The sequence below is a fragment of the Lutimaribacter marinistellae genome (assembly GCF_042648365.1).
Classification (GTDB): Bacteria; Pseudomonadota; Alphaproteobacteria; order Rhodobacterales; family Rhodobacteraceae; genus Lutimaribacter_A; species Lutimaribacter_A marinistellae.
Genome location: NZ_JBHRXI010000049.1, coordinates 265980 through 291501 on the forward strand (window position 1 = coordinate 265980; position 25522 = coordinate 291501).

Consider the following 25522-nt stretch of genomic DNA (forward strand, 5'->3'; position numbering starts at 1 on the left):
AGCATTGCGGCAGGGAGGCCCCATGAAACTCTATTTTGCGCCAAACAGCCGCGCAGTCAGAATCGCCTGGCTCCTGGAGGAGTTGGGGCTCGATTACGAGATCGAGAGATTTACGCTCGGCGACAAGGCAATGCGAGAGCCTGACTATCTCGACATCCATCCGATGGGGCGCGTTCCGGCGCTCGAAGATGGCGAGATCCGCATCTTCGAATCCGGCGCCATCGTTCAGTACATCCTCGCGATCTACGGCCACGGACAGCTGCAACCCCCGACAGGCACGCCGGCCTTTGCCGATTATCTTCAGTGGCTGCACTATTGTGAGGGCATGATCATGCCCCCGATCAACAGCATCGTTGTCGAAACGGTCCTGCTGCCACCGGAACGTCGCACCGAACTCAATGTGAAACGAGCGACGAAACTATTGAACCAGATGCTGATGGCGGTGAACAAGCGGTTGGCGGACCGGGACTACCTTGCAGGAGAGTTCTCGGCAGCCGACATAATGACCGGGCATTCTGTCATCGTCGCCGAACGCCTGGGGGCAGATTTTTCCGACAAGCCAAACCTGCCACCATATGTCGAGCGCCTGAAATCGCGCCCGGCACTTCAAAAAGCACTGGCTCTTTAAGGCGGTGGACCCAACGAGGAGGCGACACGGTGAGCAAGACACTCGATTTCTACTACGATTTCGGCAGTCCCAATGCCTATCTTGCGCATCAGGCCTTGCCGCCCCTCGCCCGGCGCTTGGGCGTCTCCATAGCCTACAAGCCGATCTTGTTGGGAGGTGTGTTCAAGGCAACCGGAAATCGAAGCCCGATGGAGGCTTTCGGCGGCATCCGGCACAAGCTCGCGTATTATCAACGCGAAACGCAGAGGTTCGCAAGAAGGCACGAGATCAAGTTCTATATGAACCCGCATTTTCCCATCAATACGCTGTCGTTGATGCGTGGCGCCATGCACGCGCAAGGCAAGCCTTGGGAGGGTGACTACATCAACGCGGTGTTCGACGCGATATGGGTCCACGGACAGAAAATGGACGACCCTTCGGTCATCACGGATGTTCTTCGGGAGCGTAACTTGCCCGCACGCGAAGTAATGGAGGCCGTACAAAGTGCCGAAGTGAAACAAGCTTTGCTCAAGGCCACCGAAGCCGCAGTCGAGCGCGGTGTTTTCGGGGCGCCCATGATATTTCTTGGTGACGAGCCGTATTTCGGCAAGGAAGCGATTTATGAGCTTGAGGTCGAACTGTCCGACGCCTGACCGGGATTGAGGCCAAGTATCTCTGCGGCTTTCCGTAACTCGCCGACGTAGTGGTGCTCCAGCTCTTCTCGGCTGACATGAAAGCTGGGTCCACCCGCGTTGAGCCCCCAGATGCGACTGCCGTTCAGCGAGCGCACGGGCACAGCTACCGCGTTCACGTCGCGCCGCCAATCACCGTAGCTGGTGCAGAACCCTTGGTTCGCGTATTCGTTTGCTGCCCTTTCTGCCGTGTCCCTCAGCTCCGCCTCGTTCAGGCCTTGGTCATCGCACCCTGCACGGATCGCATGCTCCCGCTCATCTTGGGACATTGCGCCCAGAACCGCCCGTCCCATTGCCGAGCGGAACAGAGGCAAGCGCGCGCCAACATGCATGGCTAGGGCAACGTCCTCGCGCGAGCGATGCACCGCGATATAGACAATCTCGGCGCGATAGGGTTCTCCCAGCCCGGCAGTGATGTAGGAATTGGGACCGCTGCGCAGATCACGGAGAACATCGCGCGCGCGATCGCAAATGTCGCGGCCGGCCAACACACCAAACCCCAGCTTCAGGACGCCAACACCCAGCGTGTATGCGCCCCCTTCGCGTTCCTGCTCGAGATAGCCCAAGCGGCACAAGGTGTAAGTGAGGCGCGAGACCGTCGGTCGCGGCAATCCGGTCCTTAGAGACAGATCGAGGTTTGTCAGCCGCGTCTCACCCGGCTCAAAGCAGCGCAAGACGTCCAGCCCTCGGGCGAGCGCGGTGACGAAGTTACGATCCTTCGGGTCCTCGGGCAGGTCCGGGCTGATCATTGCCTACCCTTTCAGTGCTTTCAGACCGTTTTCGGCGAACACGTCCACAAACTGACCAAGGCGTTTTGCCCGCTCGGGGTTCGACGCGTTGCCATCCAGCGCGCGCTTGTAGACGCCCTGGATGATCGCAGCCATGCGAAAAAAGGTGAAGGCAAGGTAGAAACCGAAACGGTCAATCCCGGGCAGGCCGCGGCGCTCGCAATACCGTGCGATGAACTCTTCGTCGCTGGGCAGGCCAAGCGCGGCACGATCGATATCCGCAAGGCCCCTTCCCTCCTTGCCCGGCGGCATCTGCCATTGCATGATTACCGCTGCAAGATCAGCATATGGGTGGCCGATCGTCGACAACTCCCAGTCCAGCACGCCAAGGCAACGAGGGCTGTCTTTTGCGAAAATCATGTTGTCGATGCGGTAATCTCCATGCACCAGCGTTCGCTGGCCATCATCTTCGGGCATCGCATCAGGCAGCGCTTCTATCAACGCGTCCATGGCCGGGATTGCCGCTGTTTCCGAAGCTCGGTATTGCTTGGTCCAGCGACCGATCTGACGCTCGAAATAGTTTCCCGGCGGGCCGTAGTCAGACAGTCCAACCGCATCGATGTCGACCATGTGCAATTCGGCAAGTACACGGTTCATCTCGTCAATGACGGCGGCACGGGTTTCGTTGCTTTCTCCCTCCATCGTCGGCTCGTTGAAATTGCGCCCGTCGAGATGTTCCATCACGTAAAAGGCGGACCCGATGACCGCGTCGTCCTCGCAGAGCAAGTACACCTTTCCGACCGGGACATTCGTCTGCGCAAGCGCGCTTTGCACCCGAAACTCACGATCGACCGCATGTGCAGATTTCAGCAATGTGCCCGGCGGCTTGCGCCTTAACACATAATTCCTGGTTGGTGTTTTAAGCAGGAATGTCGGGTTCGACTGTCCATTGTCGAATTTCTTTGCCTCGAGCGGGCCCTGGTATCCTTCGAGGTGGCGGGCAAGATAAGCATCGACCGCATCCATGTCGAGATTTTGCGTGTCGGACATTGGCAGCCTCCTCAGCTGTAGGTTAGCAATTCAGCGCCTTCGGGCGTCGCGAAATGCGGGGTGCTGTTGAATTCATGCAAGGTGAAAGCTCTCGCATTGAAGACGAAGCGGGTCATCGAAGTGTTCTTGACCTGCAGATTTAATGCGATCATCTGTTCAGGCGTTGTGCCCAGGGCAGATGCCACCAGTTGGCCGATGGCTCCTCCCGAACTGACCACCAGCACACGTCGCGCGGCCGTGTCGGTAGCGAATGCGCGTGCGGCTTCGAGCCGGGCCGAGAACGCAGCCCATGTTTCCGCGGCACCTTCGATACCGCCTTTCTGCCATTCGCGCAAAACCGACTTCAGTGTACGAAAGTGTGTCTTGCGGTCGTGCTGGACCATATCGGGGATCACGCCACCATGCTTGACGCGCAAAAGGTCGTGGAAATCGTATTCGTTCCAGCCGGGATGCTCTTCCGGCACGGCCTCGAACCCCATGGAACGGAGGGTCTCTTTCTGCCGCGTCAGGGTGCCGGTGACCAAGCGGTCCGGCTCCCATCCTGCCTTGCGCAGCAGATCACCAAGCACTTGCGATTGCTGATGGCCCAAGGGGCTGAGCTTGTCATAGTCGTCGGCACCGAAAGAGGCCTGCGCGTGGCGTATTACAAGTAGTTCGGCCATGTTTCAGGTCGCAAACTCTGCGGCCAAGCGGCGACCGGCGATGTCATATTCCCCAGCTATCCTGTCGACCAAGGCTCCGGCGGACGTGACTTTCTTGACGTCGCCGATCCCTTGGCCTGAACCCCAAATTTCTTTCCACGCTTTCGGCTTGGACGAACCGGAGCTGAAGTTCATCGATGAAGGGTCTGCTTCGGGCAGGTTGTTCGGGTCAAGACCCGCTCGTTCCACCGAGCCCTTGAGATAATTTCCGTGAACTCCGGTGAAGAGCGAGGAATAGACGATATCCTCGGCCGTGGAATCGACGATCATCTGCTTGTAAGCCTCGTCGGCATTTGCCTCATGCGTGGCAATGAAGGGAGAGCCCATATATCCGAAATCCGCGCCCAAGGCGCGGGCAGCCAGCAATGCCTCGCCACTGGCGATCGCACCTGAGAGCGCAACAGGACCGTCGAACCATGCGCGGATTTCGCGCATCAGGGCGAAAGGGGATTGCTGGCCCGCATGTCCGCCTGCGCCGGCGGCCACGGCAATCAATCCGTCAGCACCCTTGTCGATCGCCTTTTTCGCAAAGGTGTCGTTTATGATGTCGTGCAGTACGACGCCCCCACAGGAATGCGCCGCCTCGTTGACTTCGACGCGCGCGCCAAGGGACGTGATCCAGACCGGCACCTTCCACTTCACGCAGATTTCCAGATCCCGTTCGAGCCGCGCGTTCGACCGGTGCACGATCTGGTTCACGGCAAAGGGCGCGGCAGGGGTATCGGGGTTGTCCTGGTTGTGGCGGTCCAACTCTTCGGTGATCCGTTTCAGCCATGCTTCAAGCAATGGCGGCTCGCCTTCGCCCTCGCGCGCATTCAGAGCCGGGAAAGCACCTATGATGCCCGCCTTGCATTGTGCAATCACTAGATCCGGATTGGAGATGATGAACAGCGGTGAGCCGATAAGCGGGATACGAAGCCCTCGCAGCTTCTCTGGAAGATGGGAATCGTCGCGGGCCATGATCATTCTCCCCAATTGAGGTTCATGCCGCGTGCCTCTGCGGCCTTGCGGGCATATTTGCGTGTTTGCGAAAAGGCGTCGTGCAGTTCGGCCTGTTCGTCGGGGTCCGATATCTCGGCAAAGCTAGCGGCAACCTCTTCCGCCGTGATCTCGCCGCTGGCCAACTCGATCCCTTCTGTCTCGTAAATTCGGGTCTGCGCGAAACACCCGCCGCCGGCCCCAAGGATCACCCGCGATGGGGCGTTTTCGCTCACGAGAAACAAAAGACCGGGCGTGATCGTCTCGGGGGCAAGCAGCTGTGCGGCCTCCGATGGCAGCAGGTCCTCGGTCATGCGTGTTGTGGCGGTCGGCGCCAGCGTGTTCACGCGGATGTTGTCGCGCGCGCCCTCAAGGTGCAGAACGTTCATCAACCCGACCATCGCCGCCTTTGCTGCGCCATAGTTCGACTGCCCGAAATTCCCGTAAAGGCCCGAACCGGACGACGTGAGCACCACACGTCCGTATTTCTGCTCTCGCATCACGGGCCAGCAGGCGTGGGTTACATTGGCGCTACCGATCAGGTGAACGTCCACGACTTTGCGAAAATCCGCCATCGTCATCTTGGCAAAGCTCTTGTCGCGCAGAATGCCGGCGTTGTTCACGACGATATCGACCCGTCCCCACTCCGAGAGGGTCTTGTCGACCATGTCCTGGACCTCTGCCTCGTTCGACACATCCGCCCCATGAGCGATCGCCTCGCCACCCGCCTTGCGGATCTCGTGGACCACGGCACCGGCGGCGCTTTCGTTGCGCCCCGATCCGTCGGTTGCGGCACCAAGATCGTTGATGACCAGTTTGGCCCCGCGCGCGGCCAGCCCCAAGGCATGGCTGCGGCCAAGGCCCGTCCCAGCGCCGGTGACGATGGCAACGCGGTCGTCAAAACGAATTTCCATCCCCAAGCCTTTCTACTGCAGTGCTTTTTCAAATATGTTGTGGCCGGACATCACGTTGATACCGCCTGAAATCGGGATGATCGCTCCGGTCACATAGGCCCCTCCACGACCGCACAGGAACAACACGGAACCAGCCACATCTTCGTCACGTCCAACCCGCCCCATCGGAACGTCCTGCGCCACCTTTGCCCGCACTTTCTCATCCGCGGTGGCAAACGCCGTCATCTTCGATACGAAAGGACCTGGTGCGAGGGAATTAACAGTGACGTTTTTGCCCGACAATTCCTTGGCCAGGATTTTGCTCATATGCATGACTGCGGCCTTTGACGCGGCGTAGCTGTACGCCCCGTCGCCCATGGGTATCTCTCCCATGACCGAACCGACATTGACGACGCGCGACGGGTCATCAGCACTGCCCGACGCGATAAGCATCGGAAGAAGCTTCTGGGTCAAGTCGAACACGCCGGCAACATTGACCGACATGATCTTTTCCCATGCCTGATGGGGAAACTGTCCCAGCGGCGCACCCCATGTAACACCGGAATTATTCATCAGGATATCAAGCGTTTCGGTCCGCGCTTTCACCTCTTGCAGCAAGGCATCGATCCCGGACTCGCTGCCGACATCCCCTGCGAACCCTTCGGCTGTTCCGGGTGCGTCGAGCGCGTTCAATTCCGCTGCGACCGCTTCGCAGGCGTCACCCTTGCGGGACGCGATGAGAACACGCGCTCCGGCGCGCACAAGGGCTTCGGCCGCCATACGACCGATCCCGGTCGCACCGCCGGTAACGAGTGCCGTTTTTCCGGGCAGCGAGAAGAGTGTTTCGGGTGTCATGTTTAATCCTTAGAATCCACGCGCTTGCGCGACGATGTTTGCATGGTACCCATAGTCGCCAAGCCATTCTGCGGCGACCCGGGCGCGTTTCATGAAAAAGCCCATGTCAAAGGCGTCAGTCATGCCTATTCCTCCGTGCATCTGCACGCCTTCGCGCACCGCCAACTGCGCGGTGTCTGTGGCCCGTGCCTTGGCCAATGAAACGGCCATCTGGGCGTTATCCGGGTCTTCGTCCAGCAGCCTACCGGCATTCAACACGGCCGAAGCAGTGACCTCACACTCACACCAAAGATGCGCGGCGCGGTGCTGCAGTGCCTGAAACGCGCCAATCGGCACGCCGAACTGCTTGCGGTCTTTCAGGTAGGCGACCGTCATTGCCATCGCGCCTCCGGCCAATCCGGTCATCTCTGCGGCCAAGGCGGCCTGACCAGCGCGCAATGCGGGTTCGAGGACATCCATGGCACCACCCAGCGCACCGAGGACGGCATCACCGTCCACTTCGACGGCATCAAGCCGGATATCCGCGGCATCCGTACTGTCGATCATCTGCAAGCCATCCCGAGCGACGCCTTGTGAGTCTGGAGAAATCTCAAACAGCGTCGGGCCGTTTTCCGTCTGCGCTAGAACCATCAACCGATCTGCAGACACCCCGCCGAGAACCAACCGTTTGGTTCCTGATATCCTGTAGCCGTTTCCAACCTTTTCCGCTTTGGTGTCAATGCGTTCAGGGTCGAATTTCGCGTTCTCGTCCATGGCCAGGGCCACGATCATGTCGCCACTCGCAATGGCCGCCAACGCGTCGCGAGAGCGCGTGTCCATGACCGAAGCATAGACCGTAGCCCCAATGACCGCTGTGGATATGAACGGGCTTTGAACCAGCGTCCGGCCCATTTCGCCCGCAAGCACGCATGCTGCTGAGTGGCCCATCGCGGATCCGCCGCACTCTTCGGGAACAAGGATGCCGGTCCAACCCATCTCGGCCATCTGTTTCCACAGGGTCCGGTCAAAGATCTGCCCCGCGTCCCGCATCCGTCTCAGGTGCGAGACGGGGGCGTTTTCATCAAGGAACCCGCGTGCGGAATCCGCAAGCATGGTTTCCTCGTCTGTCCTTACTAGCTTGGCCATGACCCTACCCCGGAAGTCCCAACACGCGTTTCGAGATGATCGACAGCATGACCTCAGAGGTGCCACCCTCGATCGAATTGGCCTTGGTCCGCAGCCAACTGGCTGCACGACCGTCTTCCCAGGTCAACGCATCCGCGCCGGCGGCGGCAACGACAAGCTCCAGCTTTCGCTTGTTCAACTCGGTTCCCATGTATTTCAGCATGGCCGATGCATCACCGGCGCCTTGTCCTGCCTCGGCCTGATCCTTGTAACGCTCGAGCGTGAGAGCAACGGCAAGGCCATCAACCTCGGCACGCATCGCGTCTGCGCGCAGGATCGGATCGGACAACCCCGTCTCGCTATCGGACAGCACGGCCCCCAGTGCCCTCCCCGAGCCCATGGATCCGCCGCCGGCCGAGATCATCTCGCGTTCGTGGGTAAGCAGGTACTTGGCCACGTCCCAGCCACGATTGACCTCGCCGACGACCTGTTCCTTGGGCACTTTCACATTGTCAAAGAACGTTTCGCAAAAAGGTGAGACGCCCGAGATCAGCTTGATCGGCCGTGTGGTGACACCGTCGCTTGCCATGTCGATAAGGACAAATGAGATGCCCTTGTGCTTGGGCGCATCCCGGTCCGTCCGAACAAGCGCAAAGATCCAGTCGGCCTTGTCCGCGTAAGAGGTCCAGATCTTCTGCCCATTGACCAGCCAGTGGTCGCCCTGATCTTCGCATTTCGTCTGCAGGCTCGCGAGGTCGGATCCTGCGCCGGGTTCGGAATACCCCTGGCACCACCGGATTTCACCGCGTGCGATCGGAGGCAGATAATGCAGTTTTTGCTCGTGGGTTCCGAATTGCAAGAGCGCCGGACCAAGCATCCAGATACCGAAACTCTGCAAAGGGTAGCGCGCATTCAGTCGCGCCATTTCCTGGTGAAAGACTTTCTCTTGTTCACGGCTCAGACCCGCGCCGCCGTATTCGACCGGCCACGTCGGCACGGTATACCCTTTGGTGACGCAGCGTTTTAGCCAGGTACGCTGGTCTTCGGAGGTGAATTTCCACTGCTTTCCACCCCAGCAGATGCTACCCTCATCATTGTGACCGTCCCGCATGGTTTCGGGGCAGTTTTCCTCAAGCCACAAACGCAGTTCCGCACGGAACGCGGCAAGCGCTTCGGTCTCCTCCGCCATGTCTCCTCCCACAAGCAGATATCCCGTTTCGCATAGCAGAATTGCATTTCGAGATATGGTTGACAACATGCTGACCGGTGCCAAGACTTCACGTCAAAACGCGGTACGACTGCACCGCGACGGAGGAGTAAAAGAAATGAAAGCGATGTTGAGCACGGCTCCTGGCGGACCGGAAACCCTTGAGTTGACTGAACTGCCTGATCCCGAACCCAAGAAGGGAGAGATCCTGATCAGGGTTCATGCGGCAGGGGTGAATTTTCCCGATACGCTCATGATCCGGGACCTTTACCAGATGAAACCACCGCGCCCCTTCGCACCGGGTGGCGAGGTTGCTGGCGAGGTGTTGGCCCTGGGCGACGGTGTCGAAGGCTTCAGCCCCGGAGACCGCGTGCTGGCGCTGACCGGCCACGGCGGGTTTGCAACGCATCTCACGCTGAAAGCGGCCGCAGCCGTGAAGATCCCTGACGCCATGCCCTATGAGGATGCCGCCTGTTTCATCTTCACTTACGGCACTTCGCATCATGCGCTCAAGGACCGCGCCGCGATCCAGCCGGGGGAATCACTGTTGATCCTCGGCGCGGCCGGCGGAGTGGGAATCGCTGCCATCGAGCTAGGCAAGGCGGCCGGTGCCAAGGTGATCGCCGCCGTCTCATCCAAGGAAAAGGCCGATTTCTGTAAAGAGCATGGGGCAGACGAGGTTTTGATCTACTCGCGCGACATGGATCGTGATGCGCAAAAGGCGTTTTCGGCGGAAATCAAATCCCTCTCGGGCGGCGAAGGTGTGGATGTGGTCTATGACGCGGTTGGCGGCGACTATGCGGAACCCGCCCTGCGCGCAATGGCATGGAAAGGTCGCTACCTCGTTGTTGGGTTTCCGGCCGGCATCCCCAAAATCCCGTTGAACCTGACGTTGCTAAAGGGGTGTCAGATCGTCGGCGTGTTCTGGGGGGCTTCGGTCTATCGTGAGCCGCAAGGGCATGCCGAGAACATGGCAGATCTCTTTCAGCTTTATGGCGAGGGCAAGATCAAGCCGCGAATCTCTGCGCGGTTCCCACTGGACGAGGTGCCCGCGGCACTCGAGCTCATGCAGGAACGCAAAGCGATGGGTAAGGTCGTCATCACGTTGGACTGACGTGTCAAAGATGCGTGACGTCGTTGAAACCTCGGACAACCATTTGATCGCCGTTGATGACAATGCGGCTGATAGATCCGTTGGCGGCCCCGTTGAATGCGAATGGTTGCGCGCCCGTGGCAACAGCCATCGCGGCGCCGATCACGCCGCCATGAACGAAAACGGCGACGCGTTCGTCGGGATGGGCTGCTGCTATGCGCAACAGCCCGGACCGAACGCGCGCATGCAGCGCTGCAGTGGTCTCGGCGCCGGGGATTTCGCCCCACTCCTGGCGGGCCTTAGCGCGAGCGAAAGCCGGGTCGCCCTCGGCCGCCTTGATGCGGTAGAGGCCCCCGTCCCATTCGCCCAAGTGGACTTCGCGCAGATCGGCTTCGACGCTCGGCGAAATCCCGAGCGCTTCGGCCAACGGCGCCGCGGTTTGGTGCGTTCTGCGCAGGATCGTCACGTAGATTGCCGAGATCGGCTCGTCCTTGAGCCGGGTCGCCACGGCGCGCGCCTGGCGTTCGCCCTCGGGGTGAAGCGCGGGGTCGCCGTGGCCCTGCATCATGGCAAAGCTTTGGCCCGGTCGTGCCGGTTCGCTCTCTCCATGCCGCACGAGCAACAGGTCGGCAGCACCGGCAGGCGGCGCATAGACGGATTGGCGATATTCGCGGGACATGAAACCTCCGTGCCTTTTGCGCGCATCCTGCTTCGGGGCGGAAAGGAAATGCAATGGCAATGAAGTACGATACCGGCACCGACCTGCTGTTGTGTAGTGTCAGCGATGGCGTGGCCACGATAACGCTGAACAATCCCGACAAACGCAATGCCATGAGCGGTGACATGGTGCCTGCCCTCACGCGCATGCTTGTAGCGACCGAAGGGGACGAATCGGTTTGGGTACTTGTATTGACCGGAGCGGGCGGTTCCTTTTGCGCCGGCGGCGATGTCGAGGCGATGAGCGCCCAACTTGGCGACGGCAAGAGCCCGAATGCCGAAACGATGATCCGCACACTGCAAGACGCACAGCAGGATTGCAGCCTTCGTCTGTATGAATATGCAAAGCCCACCATTGCCGCCTTGCCCGGTCCCGCGGCCGGTGCGGGGATGTCGCTGGCCCTGGCCTGTGACATCAGGATTTGCGGAGAAAGCGGTTTTCTTTACCCGGCGTTTGGCGCCATCGGATTGTCAGGCGATTTCGGCGGCAGCTGGTTTCTGAGCCGTCTCCTCGGGCCGGCGTTGGCAAAGGAAATCTATTTCCTGAATCGCCGGATTCTTCCGGGCGAAGGTGCTGCATGGGGTCTTTTCAACCGTGTGGTTGCGGATGCGGACCTGCCAGAGGAGACAATGGCGGTAGCGCGGCAGATCGCAGGATTTGCCCCGATGGCGCTGCGCTACATGAAAGAAAACCACAATCGCGCGCAGGCGATGGACCTTCGGACGGCGCTCGACTTGGAAGCAGATCGCATGATCCGTACCTTGCTGAGCGAGGACCACAACGAAGGCGCTCGCGCCTTTCTCGAAAAACGTTCGCCCATCTTCAAAGGGCGTTGAGGCATAGGGAAACACAACGATGGGCCACATTGATGCAGCGCTGGAACAAGAGCGCGCGAAAATAGGGACCGAGGTAGGCGTGTCCAATTGGATACTCGTCGATCAAACGATGATCGACGAGTTCGCCCGCGTCACGCTTGACCACCAATGGATCCATGTCGACCCGGAGCGGGCAGCGCGAGAAACCCCGTTTGGCGGCACAATCGCCCATGGCTTTCTGACGTTGTCGCTCGCCAGCCGCTTTATCTATGACGTGTTTGACCCTTTCGAAGGCCAGGAGATGGGATTGAACTATGGTTGCAATCGTCTGCGTTTTCTTGCCCCGGTTCCCGCGGGAAGCCGTGTACGAGGGCGGTTCGTCCTGAAAGACGTGCAGAAACGTTCAGCGAGCAAATTGCTGCGAACTCATGAACTGACGGTCGAAATCGAGGGTCAGGAAACCCCTGCCCTGATGGCTGACTGGCTTGGAATGACGATCTTCGCCAACTAGTCGGCTCTCCTCATCAATTCTCTTCTGTCAAGTCAGGTATTCACGACTTCGCGCTAGACAGGCACAAGCTTCCCTCGGTATGACCATCAATAGATGGGACGAGGGATTACATGAGCGATATTCTGGTCTTGAATGGCCCGAACCTTAATCTTCTGGGTACACGACAGCCGGAAGTCTACGGATCGACCACGCTTGCGATGATTGAAGACGCTTGCCGCGATCGCGCGCAGACGTTGAGGTACACTGTGACCTGTGTTCAGTCCAACCATGAGGGCGAACTGATTGATGCGATCCACGCGGCCCGTGGCAGGCACGTCGGGATCATTATCAACGCCGGTGCCTATACGCACAGCTCGATTGCCCTGATGGATGCCATTGCATCGGTGGAGATTCCGACCGTCGAGGTGCATCTGTCCAACATCCACGCGCGCGAAGAGTTTCGGCACCGCTCATACATTGCACCCGTTTCACTCGGGCAGATCTGCGGGTTCGGCGCAACCGGTTATCTATTGGCCATGGAGGCTTTGGCAGTTCACCTTTCCAAGGGGGCTGCATGACCCTGCGCGAATACCTCCATTTTCTCAGCTACGTCAAATCGCTCGAAGAACTCTGGGACGCGCATACCCGGCAGATGGCTGGATTCGGTTTCGACCGCCTGCTCTATGGCTACACGAAGTACCGCACCGCGACCTCTTTGGGAGATCCCGAAGACTTCGTGATACTCAGCAATCACGAAAGAGCTTATGTCGACGGGTTCATCGCCTCGGGCCTTTACTCCCATGCACCGATGCTCCGCTGGGCACTTGAGCATGAAGGTGCCGCCGGGTGGAAGATGATCGGTGACATGATGGCCAGCGAAACCATGAGCCAGGACGGGTTTCGTGTGTACGAGTTTAACCGAAAGCACGGTGTGACGGCCGGATACACGGTAAGCTTCAACTCTGTGTCTGTCCGGTCGAAGGGAGCCATATCACTTTGCGCCCGCCAAGGGCTTGATCAGGACGCCGTTGACGAGATCTGGTCCGAGCATGGCGAGGACATCTTGTTGATGAACAACATGGCCCATCTCAAGATCCTAACCCTGCCCTATTCCACCCCCAATCGTGCGCTGACCAAACGACAACGCGAGGCCTTGGAATGGGTAGGCGATGGAAAAACGACGCAGGACATCGCGCTGCTCATGGGCCTGACCTCGGCTACCGTCGAAAAACACCTTCGACTGGCGCGCGAGGCGCTTGCCGTGGAAACCACGGCACAAGCGGTACTCAAGGCATCGTTGCAAAACCAGATGTTCGTGCTCGAGGCTTAGATCCTAAAGGTTAAGGGGAATTTTCCGTCTGAGACGTCAAATTGACGTAGGGTAAGGAATCCATGACTATCTCCCGGAGGATGTTTTTCGCAATATCCTAACTGTTCCGTGAGTGGTGGCTTTGGCCAAGGAACGATAAGGGGGCGATCTTCGGTATTTTGAAGCGCTCACCCCCTGTCCGGTGCCGGTGCCGTGTATTGGTCCGCGGTCCGGCCGGAATCACCGAGGGGCCCCGTCCATCCCCATCTATCGGGGTCCCTCACCCTCCCGAAAGAAAACCGGCCGCACTTGTGGTGCGGCCGGCTTCAACTGTTTACAAAGATTCGCGGAAGGGCGATCAGCCCTGTGCCGCCTTTGCGACTTCTGCGGCGAAGTCTTCTTCTTTCTTTTCGATACCTTCACCGACTTCCAACCGGACGAATCCGGTGATGGTTGCGCCTGCTTCCTTTGCCGCCTCGCCCACGGTGAGGTCGGGATTCACGACGAATTGCTGGTTCAGCAGGGTGGATTCGGCGACGAACTTCTTCATGCGGCCTTCGATCATCTTCTCGATGACCTGCTCCGGCTTGCCGGATTCGCGCGCGATGTCCATCTGGACCTGCTTTTCCTTCTCGACGATGGCGGGGTCCATGTCGGCCTCGCTCAGCGCCGCCGGGTTCACGGCAGCGATGTGCATGGCGACCTGCTTGCCCAGGGCTTCGTCACCACCGGTCATGGCAACCAGAACGCCGATCTTGCCCATGCCGCCGGCGGCAGCGTTGTGCACGTAAGAGGCGACGGTCTCGCCTTCGATCTTTGCCATGCGGCGGATCGACATGTTTTCTCCGATGGTCGCGATCTTGTCGGTCAGCACGTCTTCGACTCGCTTGCCATCGATCTCGACGGCCTTCAGCGCTTCGACATCGTCCACGCCGGCAGCGGCCTTGGCGAACTTGCCGACCATTTCCTGGAACTCGGCGTTCTTGGCGACAAAGTCGGTTTCGGCGTTTACCTCAAGGGCGACGCCCTTGCCACCATCGACTTCAACGGCAACGAGACCCTCGGCCGCGGTACGGCCCGATTTCTTGGCGGCTTTGGCCAGACCCTTGGTGCGCAGCCAGTCGACGGCGGCTTCGAAGTCGCCATCGGTCTCGGTCAGCGCCTTCTTGGCGTCCATCATGCCTGCGCCGGTCGCTTCGCGCAGTTCTTTCACCTGTGCAGCAGTGATTGCCATGTCGGCTCTCCTCAGATCTTTCAGATTCGGGGCAGGTCTACCCTGCCCCGTATGTCATTTCCGTGACGGACGCTTACGCCTCGGCGGGGGCGTCTTCGGTCAGCGCTTCTTCTTCGGGCTGTGCTTCCAGCTCACCCAGGTCAACGCCGGCGGCGCCGAGTTGCGCGGTCATGCCGTCAAGCGCTGCGCGCGCGGCCAGATCGCAGTACAGGGCGATCGCACGGGCCGCGTCGTCGTTGCCGGGGATGATGTAGTCCACACCGTCGGGCGAGCAGTTGGTATCGACCACGGCCACAACCGGAATGCCCAGCTTCTTGGCTTCGGCGATTGCCAGTGCTTCTTTCTTGACGTCGATGACGAAAAGCAGATCAGGCACGCCGCCCATCTCGCGGATACCGCCGAGGGAGGCTTGCAGCTTCTCCTGGTCGCGTTCCATGCCAAGACGCTCTTTCTTGGTCAGGCCTTCGGCACCGGATTCCATCGTCTCGTCGATCTTCTTCAGACGGTTGATCGACTGCGAAACGGTCTGCCAGTTCGTCAGCGTCCCACCGAGCCAGCGGTGGTTCATATAGTACTGGGCCGATTTCTCTGCCGCATCTGCGATCGGGGCTGCCGCCTGACGCTTGGTGCCGACGAACAGGACGCGGCCGCCTTTGGCGACGGTGTCGCGGATGACCTGCAGCGCCTGATCGAGCATCGGGACGGTCTGCGTCAGGTCCAGAATGTGGATGCCGTTGCGTGCGCCGTAGATGAAGGGCGACATGCGCGGGTTCCAACGCTGGGTCTGGTGGCCGAAGTGAACGCCAGCTTCAAGCAACTGGCGCATGGTGAACTCGGGAAGAGCCATGCTAAATTTATCCTTTCCGGTTTTCGCCTTGGCGGGGGTTCAGAGCGACTTGCTCCAACCGGCGGTCTGTCGAGGATGTCTCCCCCGAACAGGCCCAAACCCCGCCTGCGGGATTGAGTGGCGCGCGTATACTCGTGCTTTTGTAGGGATGCAAGAGCTATTCGTCCTGCGCCAAGTGACGCGTATGCCCGTCGCGCACCTGCTCTTCCATAGCCGAGGCCAGAGCCTTGCGGTCGTTGTAATCGGCAACGCGAACCGGGTGATGATAGATCACCTCAACCGAGCCCTGTTTGCGCGCTGCTAGTATCTTCATTAAGTGGGGTCCGAAATCCATATCGCCCCACCACGCATAGAACCGCGAGGGTTCACCTTGTGCGGCATGGTAAACGACCGATACGGGCTGAACCCAAAGGCTGTCGTGAAGCGTGTCGGAAAAGAACGCAGCGAACAGAGTGGTCTTGAACGGCAAGACCCGAAGACCGTCGGTCGATGTCCCTTCGGGGAAGAACAGCAGCTTTTGACCAGCCTTCAAACGCTCGGCGAGTAGGTTGGTTTGCTCCCGCGCCTTGCGTCGGTCGCGTTCGATGAACAGTGTACCGGTTACTTGCGCAAGAAAGCCGATGCCCGGCCAGCGCGAAACTTCGGCCTTGGACACGAAATACACACGCTTGCGCGCGTTCAGCGCGAAAATGTCGAGCCAGGATGAGTGGTTGGCCACCACCGCGCCCGGACCTTTCATGACCTCGCCGCGTAACCTGTGCGTCATACCCAGAATTCGAAAGGCATTCCGGCAGACGAATTGCACGATGAAGGGCGTCCACGGTCGATGGAGGCCAAAGATCGGCCGCTCGACGAGACGAACCACCAATAGCAGGAAGAGGCAAACAAGTATAAGCAGGATCAGAACGGTTCCTCGCAGCACCAGCCTTAGCCACCCGGCACCATCAATCCTGACCGGGTCTGGCGGGGCTTCCGAGTACCAGGTGCTCATTTGCTGTAGATGCGCCGCTGACGCTCGTTCATGCGGGTCGTATCTAGAACGAGACATATGTCGGTCGTGTTGAAGGCCGTGTCGACGTAAGCACCCTCGCCCACGAAACCGCCAAGTCGCAGGTACGCCTTTATCAGGGCAGGCACGGCCTTCATCGCGGCGATCCGATCGATTTCCTCGGATGGAACAATGTTCATGGGCGTGAAGTGATCTGGCTGCGCGCGTACACGCAGTTCCGGCGGTGCCAAATGCCTTGCGTGAAGTAGGGAAAGCGGTTGCGCCAAGGCCTGAACATCCGTGCCGTGAAAGCTCGCAACGCCGAACAGGATATCGATCCGATGGCGTTCGACGTAATCGGCCAGGCCTGACCAAAGATGATACATGGCCACGCCGCCGCGATAATCCCGATGCAAGCAGGAGCGGCCAAGTTCCAGAAGATGCCTGCCACTGTCGCGCAAATGCGTAAGGTCGTATTCGTCTTCGGAATAGAACTGACCCAACTCCGCCGCGACCTCGCCACGCAGCAGGCGGTATACACCAATGACCTTGCCTGTCGCGTCATCGACGCAGATCATATGGTCGAAATACGGATCGAACCGGTCGCGCTCCAACCCCGCCTCGTGGTCCACCATGGTTCCGCCGCCGCCGAGTTCCCGCACGAACACGTCATAGCGAAGACGCTGCGCCGCATGCAGCTCTTCTTCGCTTTGCGCGAGTTTGACGGAAAATCCAGTGGCCTGCGCGGACATCAGCGACCCGTTTCATGCAATCTGCGCGGGGCATAGCGCAGGCGTGTCGTCAATGGCAACTCCCGCATCCGGTCAGGGCGGCGTTAACCCCTTGTCAACCTTTGTCAGGGATCAAAGACCGGCATCAAGGTGATCCGGGTTCCGTCGATGACGACCTTGCCCTGATCGGGAAAGTTCACGGTGATCCTGCCATTGATGCTCGATTGCACCTGGCCGATTCCCCAATCGGGGTTTTCCGGGTGGCGGACGAACATGCCGGGTGCGAGAATGGCGTTGAGATCGGTCATGACGGTCCTTCGTTCCGCTTGCGTCGGCCCGACAATGAACCGTTGAGGAAGAGGTATGTATGGGGGAACATGACGTCAACCTGGCGGCTTTGATCGGATCGCGCATATGTCACGATCTGATCAGCCCAGTCGGCGCTATCACCAATGGCCTGGAGCTTCTTGAAATGGCGGGTGCCGTTCAGGGCGCGGAAATGGAACTGATTTCCGACAGCGTCGGGAATGCCGGTGCACGGCTCCGGTTTTTTCGCATCGCCTATGGCCTTGCGGGCGCGGAACAGGTCGGGCCGGCAGAGATCGCGGCGTTGTTCGCGGATCTGAACCGCGGATCACGGGTTCAGACGCGCTGGGACATTGACGGGGCGCAACCTCGCTGCGACGTCAAGCTGGCGTTCCTAGCCTTGCAGTGTTGTGAAACCGCGATGCCATTTGGCGGTACCGCTTCGGTCCGGGTCGAGGATGGGCGCCTAACGGTGAACGGGACAGCCCAAAAGCTGAAGATCGATCCGGACCTGTGGCAGGGGTTGAGTGCGCCGGGCGGCGCCGCCCGAATTACGCCGGCGCTGGTGCAATTCGCTCTCCTGCCCAGAGAAGCTGCTGCCGCGGACCGTCGGGTACGCGTCGAAACAGGCGACGGCACCCTGACGATCCGCCTCTGATCAGCTGCGGGTCGTTCCGTCACCATCGACGAGATATTTGAAACTCGTCAATTGCGCCGCACCCACTGGGCCGCGGGCATGCATCTTGCCCGTGGCAATGCCGATTTCCGCACCCATGCCAAACTCGCCGCCATCGGCGAATTGGGTAGAGGCGTTTCGCATCAGGATCGCGCTGTCCAGACGCTCGAAAAACCGGGCGGCGGCCTCGTCATCCTCGGTCAGGATGCAATCGGTGTGGTTTGACCCGTAGGTGCGGATATGCGCAATGGCATCATCGATACTGTCCACCGGCTTCGCCGCGATAATGCTGTCGAGGTATTCCTTGCCCCAGTCTTCTGAACCCGCCGGAACGGTTCCCTCGACTGCCAGAATGCCTTCCGCACGCACTTCGACACCGTTTTCGAGCAAGGCCCGTACCAGATCCGCGCCCAAGGTTTCCGCCACATCCCGATGAACAAGCAGACATTCGGCGGCGCCGCAGATTCCTGTGCGCCGCGTCTTGGCATTGAGCATGACATCCAGCGCCTTGCGCGGATCGACGTCCTTGTCGACATAGATGTGAACAATCCCCTCAAGATGCGCAAAGACCGGTACACGTGCCTCACGCTGAACGAGGCCCACCAGCCCTTTGCCGCCACGGGGGACGATGACATCGACATAATCAGCCATGGTCAGCAACTCAGAGACCGCCGCGCGATCCCGTGTCGGCACCAGTTGAATGGCGTCTTCGGGCAGGCCGGCGCTGCGTAGCCCTTCGACGAGGCAGGCGTGAATTACGGAGGAGGAGTGGAAACTTTCCGAGCCACCGCGCAGGATCACCGCGTTCCCCGATTTGAGGCAAAGCGCGCCGGCATCGGCCGTAACGTTCGGGCGGCTTTCGTAAATGACGCCGATCACGCCCAGCGGGGTTCGGACACGCCGGATATGCAGTCCCGAGGGCATGTCCCATTCGGCAAGAACCTCGCCGACCGGATCGGCCTGTTCGGCCACGGCCCGCAACCCGGCAGCCATCCCGGCGACCCGCGCCTCGTCAAGCATGAGCCTGTCCATCATCGCAGCGCTCAGCCCTTTTTCACGCCCGTACTCCAGATCAAGCGCATTGGCGGCCAAAATCTCGTCGGTCTTGGCAAGAACCGCGTCGGCCGCATTCAAAAGCGCCGTCTTGCGTGCCTCCGCACCGGCAAAGGACAAGTCCTGCGCAGCAGTTTTTGCCCGCGAACCGATGTCGGCCATGAGGGCGGGAATGTTGTCGAGATCCTTCATGTCAGTGGCCCCTCGTGTCTTTGTCGGAAGTCAGCTTAGCGATTTGGCGTCACAACGCCATATCATCGCGATGTATCAGCGCAGCGCGGCCCGGATAGCCAAGCGTCGGCTCGATCTCGGAGCTTTTGCGGCCCTTGATCGCATCAGCCTCCTGCGCGGTATAGCGTGCCAGGCCCTGTCCGAGCTTGCGGGCCGTGTCGTCGAGAATCGTAACCGGATCACCGCGGCCAAACTCGCCGGTCACTTCGATCACACCGGCTGGAAGAAGGCTTTTGCCGGTGGCGAGGGCTTTTGCAGCGCCCGTGTCCACCTTGATCTCCCCGCGCGGTTTCATCGATGAAATCCAGCGCTTTCGCGCCGCCTGCGGATCCTCTCCGGCCGTGAACCATGTTGACGCGGCCCCTTCTGAGAGCTTTTTCAGAGGGTTGCAGGCCGATCCTTCAGTGATTGCCATGGTGCAGCCGCCAGCAATGGCGGTGCGCGCGGCAAGCAGTTTCGTCTTCATGCCGCCCTTCGACAAGCCGGTTCCGGCATCGCCCGCCATCGCCTCGATCTCGGGCGTGATCGCATCGATGACGTCGAAGCGTTTTGCCTCGGGATCGATATTGGGATTGGCAGAGTAAAAGCCGTCGACATCCGACAGCAAAACGAGCTGATCGGCGCCGATCGTCACAGCGATCTGGGCCGCCAGCCTGTCGTTATCTCCATAGCGGATTTCATCCGTGGCGACCGTGTCATTCTCATTCACGATCGGAACCGCGCCCAATCCCAAGAGGGTTTCAAGCGTTGCCCGCGAATTGAGATAGCGTCTGCGGTCGGCACTGTCTTCGAGCGTGACGAGCACTTGGGCGGTGGTGATCCCATGCGGTGCCAGCGCCTCCTCATAGGCTCGTGCCAAACGGATCTGCCCGACCGCCGCCGCAGCCTGAGACTGTTCCAGCGGCAAAGTAACGGGCGGCAATCCAAGTACGCCCCGCCCCAGCGCGATCGAACCGGACGACACCAGAACAACGTCCACGTCGTTGGACTTGAGCCAAGCGACATCGGACGCCAGCGAGCGCAGCCAATCAGAGCGCAAGGTTCCGGTGTCGCGGTCGACCAGCAGGGCCGACCCGATCTTTACGACAAGGCGGCGCGCCGCGGTCAGGGTCGCCACGATTGCGCCTCCTCCACGGGTTTGTGACGCAGCCGATCTTCGGCAATCTCCGCCCGCAGGGCTCTCAGAACTTCGGTCACGCCATCCCGGGCGACACCCGACATCACCATGACGGGGCCTCCAACCGCCTCTTCCAGCTCGGCCTGCGCCTCGGCAAGGCGCTCGGCATCCAGCGCATCGATCTTGTTGAGCACTGTCACACGAGGTTTGTCCGCCAGATGCCCGCCATAGGCCTCCAGCTCGTGAATGATCGTGCGATAATCTTCAGCGACGGTTTCGGAAGTGCCATCAACCAGATGAAGCAGAACGGCGCAGCGTTCGACATGTCCTAGGAAACGGTCACCGATCCCCCGCCCCTCATGTGCGCCTTCGATCAGGCCGGGAATGTCGGCGATGACAAACTCCGCGTTATCCACACCCACGACACCAAGGTTGGGATGCAGCGTGGTAAACGGGTAATCCGCAATCTTGGGGCGCGCATTGGATGTGGCCGCCAGAAAGGTCGATTTGCCCGCGTTGGGCAACCCGAGAAGGCCAACATCGGCAATAAGCTTGAGACGTAGCCAGATCGTGCGGTCCACGCCCGGCTGTCCGGGATTGGCCCGGCGCGGAGCCTGGTTGGTAGAGGTCTTGAAATGCAGGTTTCCGAAACCGCCATTTCCGCCCTTGGCCAACTGAACGCGTTCGCCCACTTCGGTGAGATCGGCGATCACGGTTTCCTGGTCCTCGTCCAGGATCTCGGTGCCCACGGGCACACGCAAAACGATGTCGTCACCATCTGCGCCGGTCTTTTGCTGTCCACGGCCCGGCTGGCCATTCTTGGCAAAGAAGTGCTGCTGGTAGCGAAAGTCGATCAGCGTGTTCAGGCCTTCAACCGCTTCGGCCCAGACGGACCCGCCTTTGCCGCCATCGCCGCCATCGGGTCCACCATACTCGATGTACTTCTCGCGGCGGAAGCTCGTGCAACCGCTTCCGCCGGCCCCGGACCGGATGTAGACCTTTGCGAGATCGAGGAATTTCATGTCACGTCTCCTAGTGCAAAGGCCCCTTCGGCCTCAAGTCAGAGTTTTCGGCTATAGGTCCATGTGGGCACGGTGGTGTCCCGCGCCACAGAAAAGCTTTCGGCGTCGCCGAGATATTCAAAGCCGCAATGCGTCAGCACACGGGCCGAAGCCGGGTTGTCCTGAAAAACACTCGCGAACATCGTTGCATTGTCCAGCGGGTTCGCTTCGACAAGGGCCTGCACGGCCAAAGAGGCAAGCCCGGTGTTCCAGAAAATCGGGGCCACCCAATACCCTACCTCGGTCTGATTACGGTCCATTTTCTTGAGGCTGATCACCCCCATCAACTCCGGTCCGCCATCCTTGGTCCCGTCCATGGCCCAGGTGTCCTCATCACGATCCTCGCTCATTGCACGGGTCACGAATGCTTCGGCCATGCCGGGCGGCAAGGGATGTGGAATGGACGTTGTCATACGGGCGACGCGTTCGTCGCTGGAGTAATGCTCGACCAGGCCTTTGTCGGATTTGCGCAACGGACGGAGGTCGAACCGCTCGGTTTCGATAACGGGCTGATTGATGATCGTATCGATTTTCATGTGTGTGTTCCTCCTCCGAACACATTCCGAAATGCCTCTCCGGGCCAATCCCCACCCGGATGCAGAAGAAATAAACATCGGCCCCATGGGCCACAAGCTCCCGGCCGGGAAACAATTCGTGTCTGGCAACCCGGAAACGAGACGGGGGACCGGCAGTTTCTGCCGATCCCCCGTTGATTTCTGGTAAACCTTACCGGGTACGGCTTATTCAGCGGCCTCCGCCTGCGGAAGGACCGAAACGAAGGTGCGGCCTTTGAGGCCCTTGTGGAAGGTCACGGCGCCATCGACCACCGCGAACAGGGTATGGTCCTTGCCCATGCCCACGCCCTGGCCCGGCCAGAACTTCGTGCCGCGCTGACGCACGATGATGTTGCCCGCGATGGCTTCCTGACCACCGTAGAGTTTCACGCCAAGGCGACGACCCGCGGAGTCGCGACCGTTACGGGAGGAACCGCCAGCTTTTTTGTGTGCCATTCTTTCTCTCCTATGCCTTGATTAGCCTTGGGCCAGCTCTTTGGCTTGCTCGACCCACTCGGGCTTCACTTTGATCGCGTCGATAGCAGCAATCTGCTCGTCCGACAAGGCAGCCAGCTGGGCAAAGGTGGTGATACCAGCATCGTTCAGCTTGGTCGCCGCGGCCGGGCCAACGCCGGTCAGCTTTGTGAGGTCGTCAGCTGCGTCGTTTGCTGCGGGTGCAGCGGCTTTAGGCGCGTCCGCCTTGGCGGATGACGCGGGCGCATCGGCAACCGAACCAGCACCAATCGCGGCTTTGACACCCGAGTTTTCAGCGCCCGACGACAGGATCTCGGTGATCTTGACGAGGGTCAGCTTCTGACGGTGTCCGACAGTGCGCTTCGAGCTGTGCTTACGACGACGCTTGACGAACTTGATGACCTTGTCGCCCTTGACCTGGTCGACCACCTCGGCCTGCACGGCAGCGCCGGAGACGAGGGGCGAGCCTACAACGGGGCTGTCACCGCCAACCATCAGCACGTCGTTGAATTGTACCGTTTCGCCGGCATCCGCAGCCAGTTTCTCGACCCGAAGCATATCGCCGGGCTGAACCTTGTACTGCTTGCCGCCGGTTTTGAGGACCGCAAACATGTGCCATTCCTTTTCATTGCCGCGTTCTGTGGTCCCCGCCTGACGGGAGTTTTCGGCTTTGCAGCCACCTCGAACAGCGCGCCCTATCGGGCGTGGATTGAGGCCCTGATGGGCCAATGATAACGAAACCCGGCACGGAAATCCGGCCGGGATGCAGGCTTATCTATCGCATATGGCGGCTTGTCAAGCGCGGAGTCGACAGATCAAAGATCGGTGGCCGACATGGCCTGCGCCATCGCCGCGCCAAGGTCGTAAGAGATTTCGTCGTACAGCCGATCGAAGCCGTCGAAAAGAGCTGCATTCAATGCCTTGCCAGAGTCGCTTTGGGAAAACGCGATATTTTCGGCCATCTCTTCGGCGGCGAGCGGCTGATAGGCCAACAGAAGAAAACTGTGCAGCCAAGTCGAGGTTTCGGCCTCGGTTTCCGCGCGCCCCTCAAGAAGTTGCGCCAAAAGGCTGCCATCGTCGCGCACACCATCTCCCGCTTCGGCCATACCTAGGTAGAAGTGGTAGTCGGCGCTCAGCGTTCCTTCGACATTGCGGTCGATCAGGTCGTTCACGGCAATGTATTGCTCAACCTGTACCAGCCGGGCATCGTCCCGTGGCAGGTCCTCGTAATAGGCCCGTGCCAGTTCTTCGAGGGCGGGATCGGATATCGCGCGGCGCGCCGAGTTTTCAAGCGACAGAATGGATTGACCGAGTTCGGTCGCGAAAAAAACCGTGGTTTCCTCCACCTCTTCCTCGGTCATTCCCTCCGAAAGGGCGTCGGCAATCCTGTCTGTGATGCGCGCCGTGTCATAGATCCGGGCAGCTTCCAGATGAAACTGGGTGCCCGCCTGCCCGCCCATCAATGCATCATCAAGGCTCTGCGCGTATCGCAGGCCTTCATCGTGAAGGATCGCGGCAACCTCACCAAGGCGAATGACCTCTACCAGACGCGAGACATCGGTTTGGGCGCGAGCAACGCTCGCGGCACACAACATTGATATCGTCAGAATGGTTGCGCGCAGCATCAGATATCCTGCATCGGGTGAAGATCCGCCATTTCGGCAGCAAGGATCTCGAACCGGTTCGCCATGATTTCGTACTGTACCGCGTTCAGAAGTTGGTACACCTCCTGCATCAGGGGCTGCTCCAAGGCCACGGTATAGTCCTCAAGATCGGCATCCGAAAAATCCTGGTAGGTATAGGCCGCCCCGGCAAGCGCAGAGGCCTGCAAAGCGCGTCGCATCGCCCCTTCGTTGCGCTTGAGCATGGCGCGCATATCCTCGGGGTCTGCCTGCAGTTCGATCACACCCGAAGCGGCAGCGGCCAGCAGAAACCGCAGCTGGATCTCCTGCAACGCGCGCAAAGCCGTATCGCCGCTATCGACGGCCCGGTTCATCCGTTTGATGATCTCAAGCCGGGCCGCGCCATCCTCGACCATCTCCGCGACCAGTGCCGTGCCCTCTTCCTGCTTGGCCGTGTCGTCTTCGATCATGTGGGAGGCGTTTTCGGCGACGACCAGCCTCTGCCCCAAGTCGGACGCGTAGAACTCGACAGCATGATTCAACGCCTCGTCGCTGAGCGTCTGCGACAGGATGTCGACCGCGATTCCATGCATCACTTCGGTGTCGAAAACCTCCTCGGTGATACGGGTCCAGTCGGCACCGAAACTGTTCGGCTCCATGCCCAGCATGTCAGGTGCCGAGGCCGAGGCAAATGCAATGCTGTCCAGCGCGACATCAAAGCCCGTTGTTGTAAGGAAGGCGTCAATTCGATCCCGATCTGCGGCGCGCAGAGGTGCAGCCAGCACCGTCAAAGCGAACAGGAGCATCAGGATCAGGCGGTTCGGTCTGGTTGGCGCGTATGTCATGAAAAGAATCCTAGGGCGTGCCCGCACCGACGACAATAGCCGCCGAACGAAGCCTTTCGCGGGCAAGGCAGAATTCCGCGAGAATTTCCCAAAGACCCCCTTGCGCCCCTGTTCGAACCTGACTAAACCCCCCGCTCACAGACCCCCGCGGAGAGGTGCCGGAGTGGTCGAACGGGGCGGTCTCGAAAACCGTTGTGGGTGCAAGCCCACCCAGGGTTCGAATCCCTGTCTCTCCGCCACTATCCACCAGATAGACACATTCGTGGTTGTTGCGCACGGCCTGCCGGTCTTCGCAACGACTGGGTCTGGTTTGGTGTACCTTGACTTTTTTCGCTGTCATCCATTCCTTTGCTCAGACCTTCGTGAGCCCGCATCAATCGTGATTGATGTCGATGCCCATGCTAAAGGCAAACCCTGCCCCTGCAGGCCCATTATAGACGAAACGGGGGGCTACGCGGTAAGCTAGAGTAAGCTGCAAGCGTATCGCGGGAGTTTTGAGCACGAAGTCCGGCCACGGCCGTGAAACCATCATGCGCAAGCAAA

30 protein-coding genes and 1 tRNA gene are annotated in these 25522 nt (G+C 60.0%); 9 read left to right on the forward strand and 22 right to left on the reverse strand.

What is annotated here, in order from left to right; genetic code table 11:
- The first annotated feature begins 22 nt into the window (after positions 1-22).
- Together ACFORG_RS22600 and ACFORG_RS22605 are read left to right on the forward strand one after the other, a co-directional pair.
- The gene (locus ACFORG_RS22600; protein ID WP_386737857.1) at positions 23-628 is read left to right on the forward strand and encodes a glutathione S-transferase family protein; all 606 of its coding nucleotides are present in this window, start codon (positions 23-25) and stop codon (positions 626-628) included.
- A 29-nt stretch (positions 629-657) separates the two neighbouring features.
- On the forward strand, positions 658-1260 hold the full coding sequence (locus tag ACFORG_RS22605; protein ID WP_386737858.1) for a 2-hydroxychromene-2-carboxylate isomerase: 603 nt from the start codon (positions 658-660) through the stop codon (positions 1258-1260).
- Here the strand turns inward: ACFORG_RS22605 and ACFORG_RS22610 are convergent.
- Genes ACFORG_RS22610 through ACFORG_RS22645 form a run of 8 tightly spaced genes read right to left on the reverse strand, consistent with a single transcriptional unit; the run spans position 1227 to position 8797 of the window.
- Positions 1227-2048 (reverse strand): IclR family transcriptional regulator, encoded by an 822-nt coding sequence (locus ACFORG_RS22610; RefSeq protein ID WP_386737859.1) that lies wholly within the window; start codon positions 2046-2048, stop codon positions 1227-1229. The genes ACFORG_RS22605 and ACFORG_RS22610 overlap by 34 nt on opposite strands.
- Before the next feature lie 3 nt (positions 2049-2051).
- Positions 2052-3077 carry a phosphotransferase family protein gene (locus ACFORG_RS22615; protein ID WP_386737860.1) on the reverse strand — a complete coding sequence of 342 codons (1026 nt, stop codon included), beginning with the start codon at positions 3075-3077 and terminating at the stop codon, positions 2052-2054.
- Positions 3078-3088: 11 nt separating this feature from the next.
- The gene (locus ACFORG_RS22620; RefSeq protein ID WP_386737861.1) at positions 3089-3739 is read right to left on the reverse strand and encodes a histidine phosphatase family protein; all 651 of its coding nucleotides are present in this window, start codon (positions 3737-3739) and stop codon (positions 3089-3091) included.
- A gap of 3 nt (positions 3740-3742) precedes the next feature.
- Positions 3743-4744, reverse strand: a complete 1002-nt coding sequence (locus ACFORG_RS22625) for an NAD(P)H-dependent flavin oxidoreductase (protein WP_386737862.1) — start codon at positions 4742-4744, stop codon at positions 3743-3745.
- Positions 4741-5670, reverse strand: coding sequence for an SDR family NAD(P)-dependent oxidoreductase (locus ACFORG_RS22630; RefSeq protein WP_386737863.1), 930 nt, complete (start codon positions 5668-5670; stop codon positions 4741-4743). The genes ACFORG_RS22625 and ACFORG_RS22630 overlap by 4 nt, the downstream gene beginning before the upstream one ends.
- Positions 5671-5682: 12 nt before the next feature.
- Positions 5683-6504: an SDR family NAD(P)-dependent oxidoreductase gene (locus tag ACFORG_RS22635; protein ID WP_386737864.1), complete on the reverse strand. Its 822-nt coding sequence runs from the start codon at positions 6502-6504 to the stop codon at positions 5683-5685.
- Between the two features lie 9 nt (positions 6505-6513).
- Positions 6514-7629 carry an acyl-CoA dehydrogenase family protein gene (locus ACFORG_RS22640; RefSeq protein WP_386737865.1) on the reverse strand — a complete coding sequence of 372 codons (1116 nt, stop codon included), beginning with the start codon at positions 7627-7629 and terminating at the stop codon, positions 6514-6516.
- 4 nt (positions 7630-7633) lie between these two features.
- The gene (locus ACFORG_RS22645; RefSeq protein ID WP_386737866.1) at positions 7634-8797 is read right to left on the reverse strand and encodes an acyl-CoA dehydrogenase family protein; all 1164 of its coding nucleotides are present in this window, start codon (positions 8795-8797) and stop codon (positions 7634-7636) included.
- Positions 8798-8933: 136 nt separating this feature from the next.
- On the opposite strand from ACFORG_RS22645, the gene ACFORG_RS22650 reads away from it, so the two are divergent.
- Positions 8934-9929, forward strand: a complete 996-nt coding sequence (locus ACFORG_RS22650) for an NADPH:quinone oxidoreductase family protein (protein WP_386737867.1) — start codon at positions 8934-8936, stop codon at positions 9927-9929.
- Positions 9930-9933: 4 nt separating this feature from the next.
- Here the strand turns inward: ACFORG_RS22650 and ACFORG_RS22655 are convergent, their stop codons facing one another.
- Positions 9934-10587, reverse strand: a complete 654-nt coding sequence (locus ACFORG_RS22655; protein ID WP_386737868.1) for a histidine phosphatase family protein — start codon at positions 10585-10587, stop codon at positions 9934-9936.
- A gap of 53 nt (positions 10588-10640) precedes the next feature.
- Here ACFORG_RS22655 and ACFORG_RS22660 point away from each other — a divergent pair, with 53 nt between their 5' ends.
- From ACFORG_RS22660 to ACFORG_RS22675, 4 genes are all read left to right on the forward strand, one after another.
- Positions 10641-11462 carry an enoyl-CoA hydratase gene (locus tag ACFORG_RS22660; protein WP_386737869.1) on the forward strand — a complete coding sequence of 274 codons (822 nt, stop codon included), beginning with the start codon at positions 10641-10643 and terminating at the stop codon, positions 11460-11462.
- A 19-nt stretch (positions 11463-11481) separates the two neighbouring features.
- Positions 11482-11952 (forward strand): MaoC family dehydratase, encoded by a 471-nt coding sequence (locus ACFORG_RS22665; RefSeq protein ID WP_386737870.1) that lies wholly within the window; start codon positions 11482-11484, stop codon positions 11950-11952.
- A gap of 110 nt (positions 11953-12062) precedes the next feature.
- Positions 12063-12509 (forward strand): type II 3-dehydroquinate dehydratase, encoded by a 447-nt coding sequence (aroQ, locus tag ACFORG_RS22670; RefSeq protein WP_386737871.1) that lies wholly within the window; start codon positions 12063-12065, stop codon positions 12507-12509.
- Positions 12506-13261 (forward strand): LuxR family transcriptional regulator, encoded by a 756-nt coding sequence (locus tag ACFORG_RS22675; RefSeq protein ID WP_386737872.1) that lies wholly within the window; start codon positions 12506-12508, stop codon positions 13259-13261. The genes aroQ and ACFORG_RS22675 overlap by 4 nt, the downstream gene beginning before the upstream one ends.
- 337 nt (positions 13262-13598) lie before the next feature.
- On the opposite strand, the gene tsf is transcribed toward ACFORG_RS22675, so the two are convergent.
- The 5 genes from tsf to ACFORG_RS22700 all read right to left on the reverse strand — a co-directional run bounded on the left by tsf (position 13599) and on the right by ACFORG_RS22700 (position 17348).
- Positions 13599-14474 carry a translation elongation factor Ts gene (gene tsf, locus ACFORG_RS22680; protein WP_386737873.1) on the reverse strand — a complete coding sequence of 292 codons (876 nt, stop codon included), beginning with the start codon at positions 14472-14474 and terminating at the stop codon, positions 13599-13601.
- Positions 14475-14547: 73 nt separating this feature from the next.
- Positions 14548-15321, reverse strand: a complete 774-nt coding sequence (rpsB, locus tag ACFORG_RS22685) for a 30S ribosomal protein S2 (protein WP_386737874.1) — start codon at positions 15319-15321, stop codon at positions 14548-14550.
- Positions 15322-15478: 157 nt separating this feature from the next.
- Positions 15479-16312 (reverse strand): lysophospholipid acyltransferase family protein, encoded by an 834-nt coding sequence (locus ACFORG_RS22690; protein ID WP_386737875.1) that lies wholly within the window; start codon positions 16310-16312, stop codon positions 15479-15481.
- Positions 16309-17061 carry a GNAT family N-acetyltransferase gene (locus ACFORG_RS22695; RefSeq protein WP_386737876.1) on the reverse strand — a complete coding sequence of 251 codons (753 nt, stop codon included), beginning with the start codon at positions 17059-17061 and terminating at the stop codon, positions 16309-16311. Before ACFORG_RS22695 ends, ACFORG_RS22690 begins: the two co-directional genes overlap by 4 nt.
- A 104-nt stretch (positions 17062-17165) precedes the next feature.
- The gene (locus ACFORG_RS22700; protein ID WP_386737877.1) at positions 17166-17348 is read right to left on the reverse strand and encodes a DUF3553 domain-containing protein; all 183 of its coding nucleotides are present in this window, start codon (positions 17346-17348) and stop codon (positions 17166-17168) included.
- Between the two features lie 59 nt (positions 17349-17407).
- Between ACFORG_RS22700 and ACFORG_RS22705 the strand changes: the two genes are divergently transcribed.
- Positions 17408-18004: a histidine phosphotransferase family protein gene (locus ACFORG_RS22705; RefSeq protein ID WP_386737878.1), complete on the forward strand. Its 597-nt coding sequence runs from the start codon at positions 17408-17410 to the stop codon at positions 18002-18004.
- Here ACFORG_RS22705 and ACFORG_RS22710 read toward each other — a convergent pair whose 3' ends face one another.
- From ACFORG_RS22710 to ACFORG_RS22745, 8 genes are all read right to left on the reverse strand, one after another.
- Entirely contained in the window at positions 18005-19267 is a 1263-nt protein-coding gene (locus ACFORG_RS22710; RefSeq protein ID WP_386737879.1) for a glutamate-5-semialdehyde dehydrogenase, read from the reverse strand. It abuts the gene before it with no gap.
- A 49-nt stretch (positions 19268-19316) separates the two neighbouring features.
- Positions 19317-20423 (reverse strand): glutamate 5-kinase, encoded by a 1107-nt coding sequence (gene proB / locus ACFORG_RS22715; protein WP_386737880.1) that lies wholly within the window; start codon positions 20421-20423, stop codon positions 19317-19319.
- Complete coding sequence (obgE, locus tag ACFORG_RS22720) at positions 20411-21445, reverse strand: GTPase ObgE (protein WP_386737881.1); 1035 nt, start codon at positions 21443-21445, stop codon at positions 20411-20413. Before obgE ends, proB begins: the two co-directional genes overlap by 13 nt.
- Positions 21446-21483: 38 nt before the next feature.
- A complete protein-coding gene (locus ACFORG_RS22725; RefSeq protein WP_386737882.1) occupies positions 21484-22020 on the reverse strand; it encodes a GNAT family N-acetyltransferase in 537 nt (178 codons plus the stop codon).
- 204 nt (positions 22021-22224) lie between these two features.
- A complete protein-coding gene (gene rpmA / locus ACFORG_RS22730; protein WP_386737883.1) occupies positions 22225-22494 on the reverse strand; it encodes a 50S ribosomal protein L27 in 270 nt (89 codons plus the stop codon).
- Positions 22495-22515: 21 nt separating this feature from the next.
- Positions 22516-23124, reverse strand: coding sequence for a 50S ribosomal protein L21 (locus ACFORG_RS22735; RefSeq protein WP_386737884.1), 609 nt, complete (start codon positions 23122-23124; stop codon positions 22516-22518).
- A gap of 203 nt (positions 23125-23327) precedes the next feature.
- The gene (locus ACFORG_RS22740; RefSeq protein ID WP_386737885.1) at positions 23328-24137 is read right to left on the reverse strand and encodes a DUF2059 domain-containing protein; all 810 of its coding nucleotides are present in this window, start codon (positions 24135-24137) and stop codon (positions 23328-23330) included.
- The gene (locus tag ACFORG_RS22745; protein WP_386737886.1) at positions 24137-24979 is read right to left on the reverse strand and encodes a DUF2059 domain-containing protein; all 843 of its coding nucleotides are present in this window, start codon (positions 24977-24979) and stop codon (positions 24137-24139) included. The genes ACFORG_RS22740 and ACFORG_RS22745 overlap by 1 nt, the downstream gene beginning before the upstream one ends.
- Positions 24980-25128: 149 nt before the next feature.
- On the opposite strand from ACFORG_RS22745, the gene ACFORG_RS22750 reads away from it, so the two are divergent.
- Positions 25129-25218, forward strand: a tRNA-Ser gene (locus ACFORG_RS22750).
- Positions 25219-25522: the final 304 nt, after the last annotated feature.

Bases quoted from the DNA above. Each gene is read 5' to 3' on its own strand.
- ACFORG_RS22725 (WP_386737882.1), bottom strand. From the start codon at position 22,020: ATGAAAATCGATACGATCATCAATCAGCCCGTTATCGAAACCGAGCGG.
- ACFORG_RS22735 (WP_386737884.1), bottom strand. From the start codon at position 23,124: ATGTTTGCGGTCCTCAAAACCGGCGGCAAGCAGTACAAGGTTCAGCCC.
- aroQ (WP_386737871.1), top strand. From the start codon at position 12,063: ATGAGCGATATTCTGGTCTTGAATGGCCCGAACCTTAATCTTCTGGGT.
- tsf (WP_386737873.1), bottom strand. From the start codon at position 14,474: ATGGCAATCACTGCTGCACAGGTGAAAGAACTGCGCGAAGCGACCGGC.
- ACFORG_RS22665 (WP_386737870.1), top strand. From the start codon at position 11,482: ATGGGCCACATTGATGCAGCGCTGGAACAAGAGCGCGCGAAAATAGGG.
- ACFORG_RS22660 (WP_386737869.1), top strand. From the start codon at position 10,641: ATGGCAATGAAGTACGATACCGGCACCGACCTGCTGTTGTGTAGTGTC.
- ACFORG_RS22620 (WP_386737861.1), bottom strand. From the start codon at position 3,739: ATGGCCGAACTACTTGTAATACGCCACGCGCAGGCCTCTTTCGGTGCC.
- ACFORG_RS22710 (WP_386737879.1), bottom strand. From the start codon at position 19,267: ATGAAGGATCTCGACAACATTCCCGCCCTCATGGCCGACATCGGTTCG.
- rpmA (WP_386737883.1), bottom strand. From the start codon at position 22,494: ATGGCACACAAAAAAGCTGGCGGTTCCTCCCGTAACGGTCGCGACTCC.
- ACFORG_RS22655 (WP_386737868.1), bottom strand. From the start codon at position 10,587: ATGTCCCGCGAATATCGCCAATCCGTCTATGCGCCGCCTGCCGGTGCT.
- ACFORG_RS22600 (WP_386737857.1), top strand. From the start codon at position 23: ATGAAACTCTATTTTGCGCCAAACAGCCGCGCAGTCAGAATCGCCTGG.
- ACFORG_RS22690 (WP_386737875.1), bottom strand. From the start codon at position 16,312: ATGAGCACCTGGTACTCGGAAGCCCCGCCAGACCCGGTCAGGATTGAT.
- ACFORG_RS22650 (WP_386737867.1), top strand. From the start codon at position 8,934: ATGAAAGCGATGTTGAGCACGGCTCCTGGCGGACCGGAAACCCTTGAG.
- ACFORG_RS22700 (WP_386737877.1), bottom strand. From the start codon at position 17,348: ATGACCGATCTCAACGCCATTCTCGCACCCGGCATGTTCGTCCGCCAC.
- ACFORG_RS22625 (WP_386737862.1), bottom strand. From the start codon at position 4,744: ATGATCATGGCCCGCGACGATTCCCATCTTCCAGAGAAGCTGCGAGGG.
- ACFORG_RS22610 (WP_386737859.1), bottom strand. From the start codon at position 2,048: ATGATCAGCCCGGACCTGCCCGAGGACCCGAAGGATCGTAACTTCGTC.
- ACFORG_RS22745 (WP_386737886.1), bottom strand. From the start codon at position 24,979: ATGACATACGCGCCAACCAGACCGAACCGCCTGATCCTGATGCTCCTG.
- obgE (WP_386737881.1), bottom strand. From the start codon at position 21,445: ATGAAATTCCTCGATCTCGCAAAGGTCTACATCCGGTCCGGGGCCGGC.
- ACFORG_RS22630 (WP_386737863.1), bottom strand. From the start codon at position 5,670: ATGGAAATTCGTTTTGACGACCGCGTTGCCATCGTCACCGGCGCTGGG.
- ACFORG_RS22640 (WP_386737865.1), bottom strand. From the start codon at position 7,629: ATGGCCAAGCTAGTAAGGACAGACGAGGAAACCATGCTTGCGGATTCC.
- ACFORG_RS22740 (WP_386737885.1), bottom strand. From the start codon at position 24,137: ATGCTGCGCGCAACCATTCTGACGATATCAATGTTGTGTGCCGCGAGC.
- ACFORG_RS22635 (WP_386737864.1), bottom strand. From the start codon at position 6,504: ATGACACCCGAAACACTCTTCTCGCTGCCCGGAAAAACGGCACTCGTT.
- ACFORG_RS22675 (WP_386737872.1), top strand. From the start codon at position 12,506: ATGACCCTGCGCGAATACCTCCATTTTCTCAGCTACGTCAAATCGCTC.
- ACFORG_RS22705 (WP_386737878.1), top strand. From the start codon at position 17,408: ATGGGGGAACATGACGTCAACCTGGCGGCTTTGATCGGATCGCGCATA.
- ACFORG_RS22645 (WP_386737866.1), bottom strand. From the start codon at position 8,797: ATGGCGGAGGAGACCGAAGCGCTTGCCGCGTTCCGTGCGGAACTGCGT.
- ACFORG_RS22615 (WP_386737860.1), bottom strand. From the start codon at position 3,077: ATGTCCGACACGCAAAATCTCGACATGGATGCGGTCGATGCTTATCTT.
- ACFORG_RS22695 (WP_386737876.1), bottom strand. From the start codon at position 17,061: ATGTCCGCGCAGGCCACTGGATTTTCCGTCAAACTCGCGCAAAGCGAA.
- rpsB (WP_386737874.1), bottom strand. From the start codon at position 15,321: ATGGCTCTTCCCGAGTTCACCATGCGCCAGTTGCTTGAAGCTGGCGTT.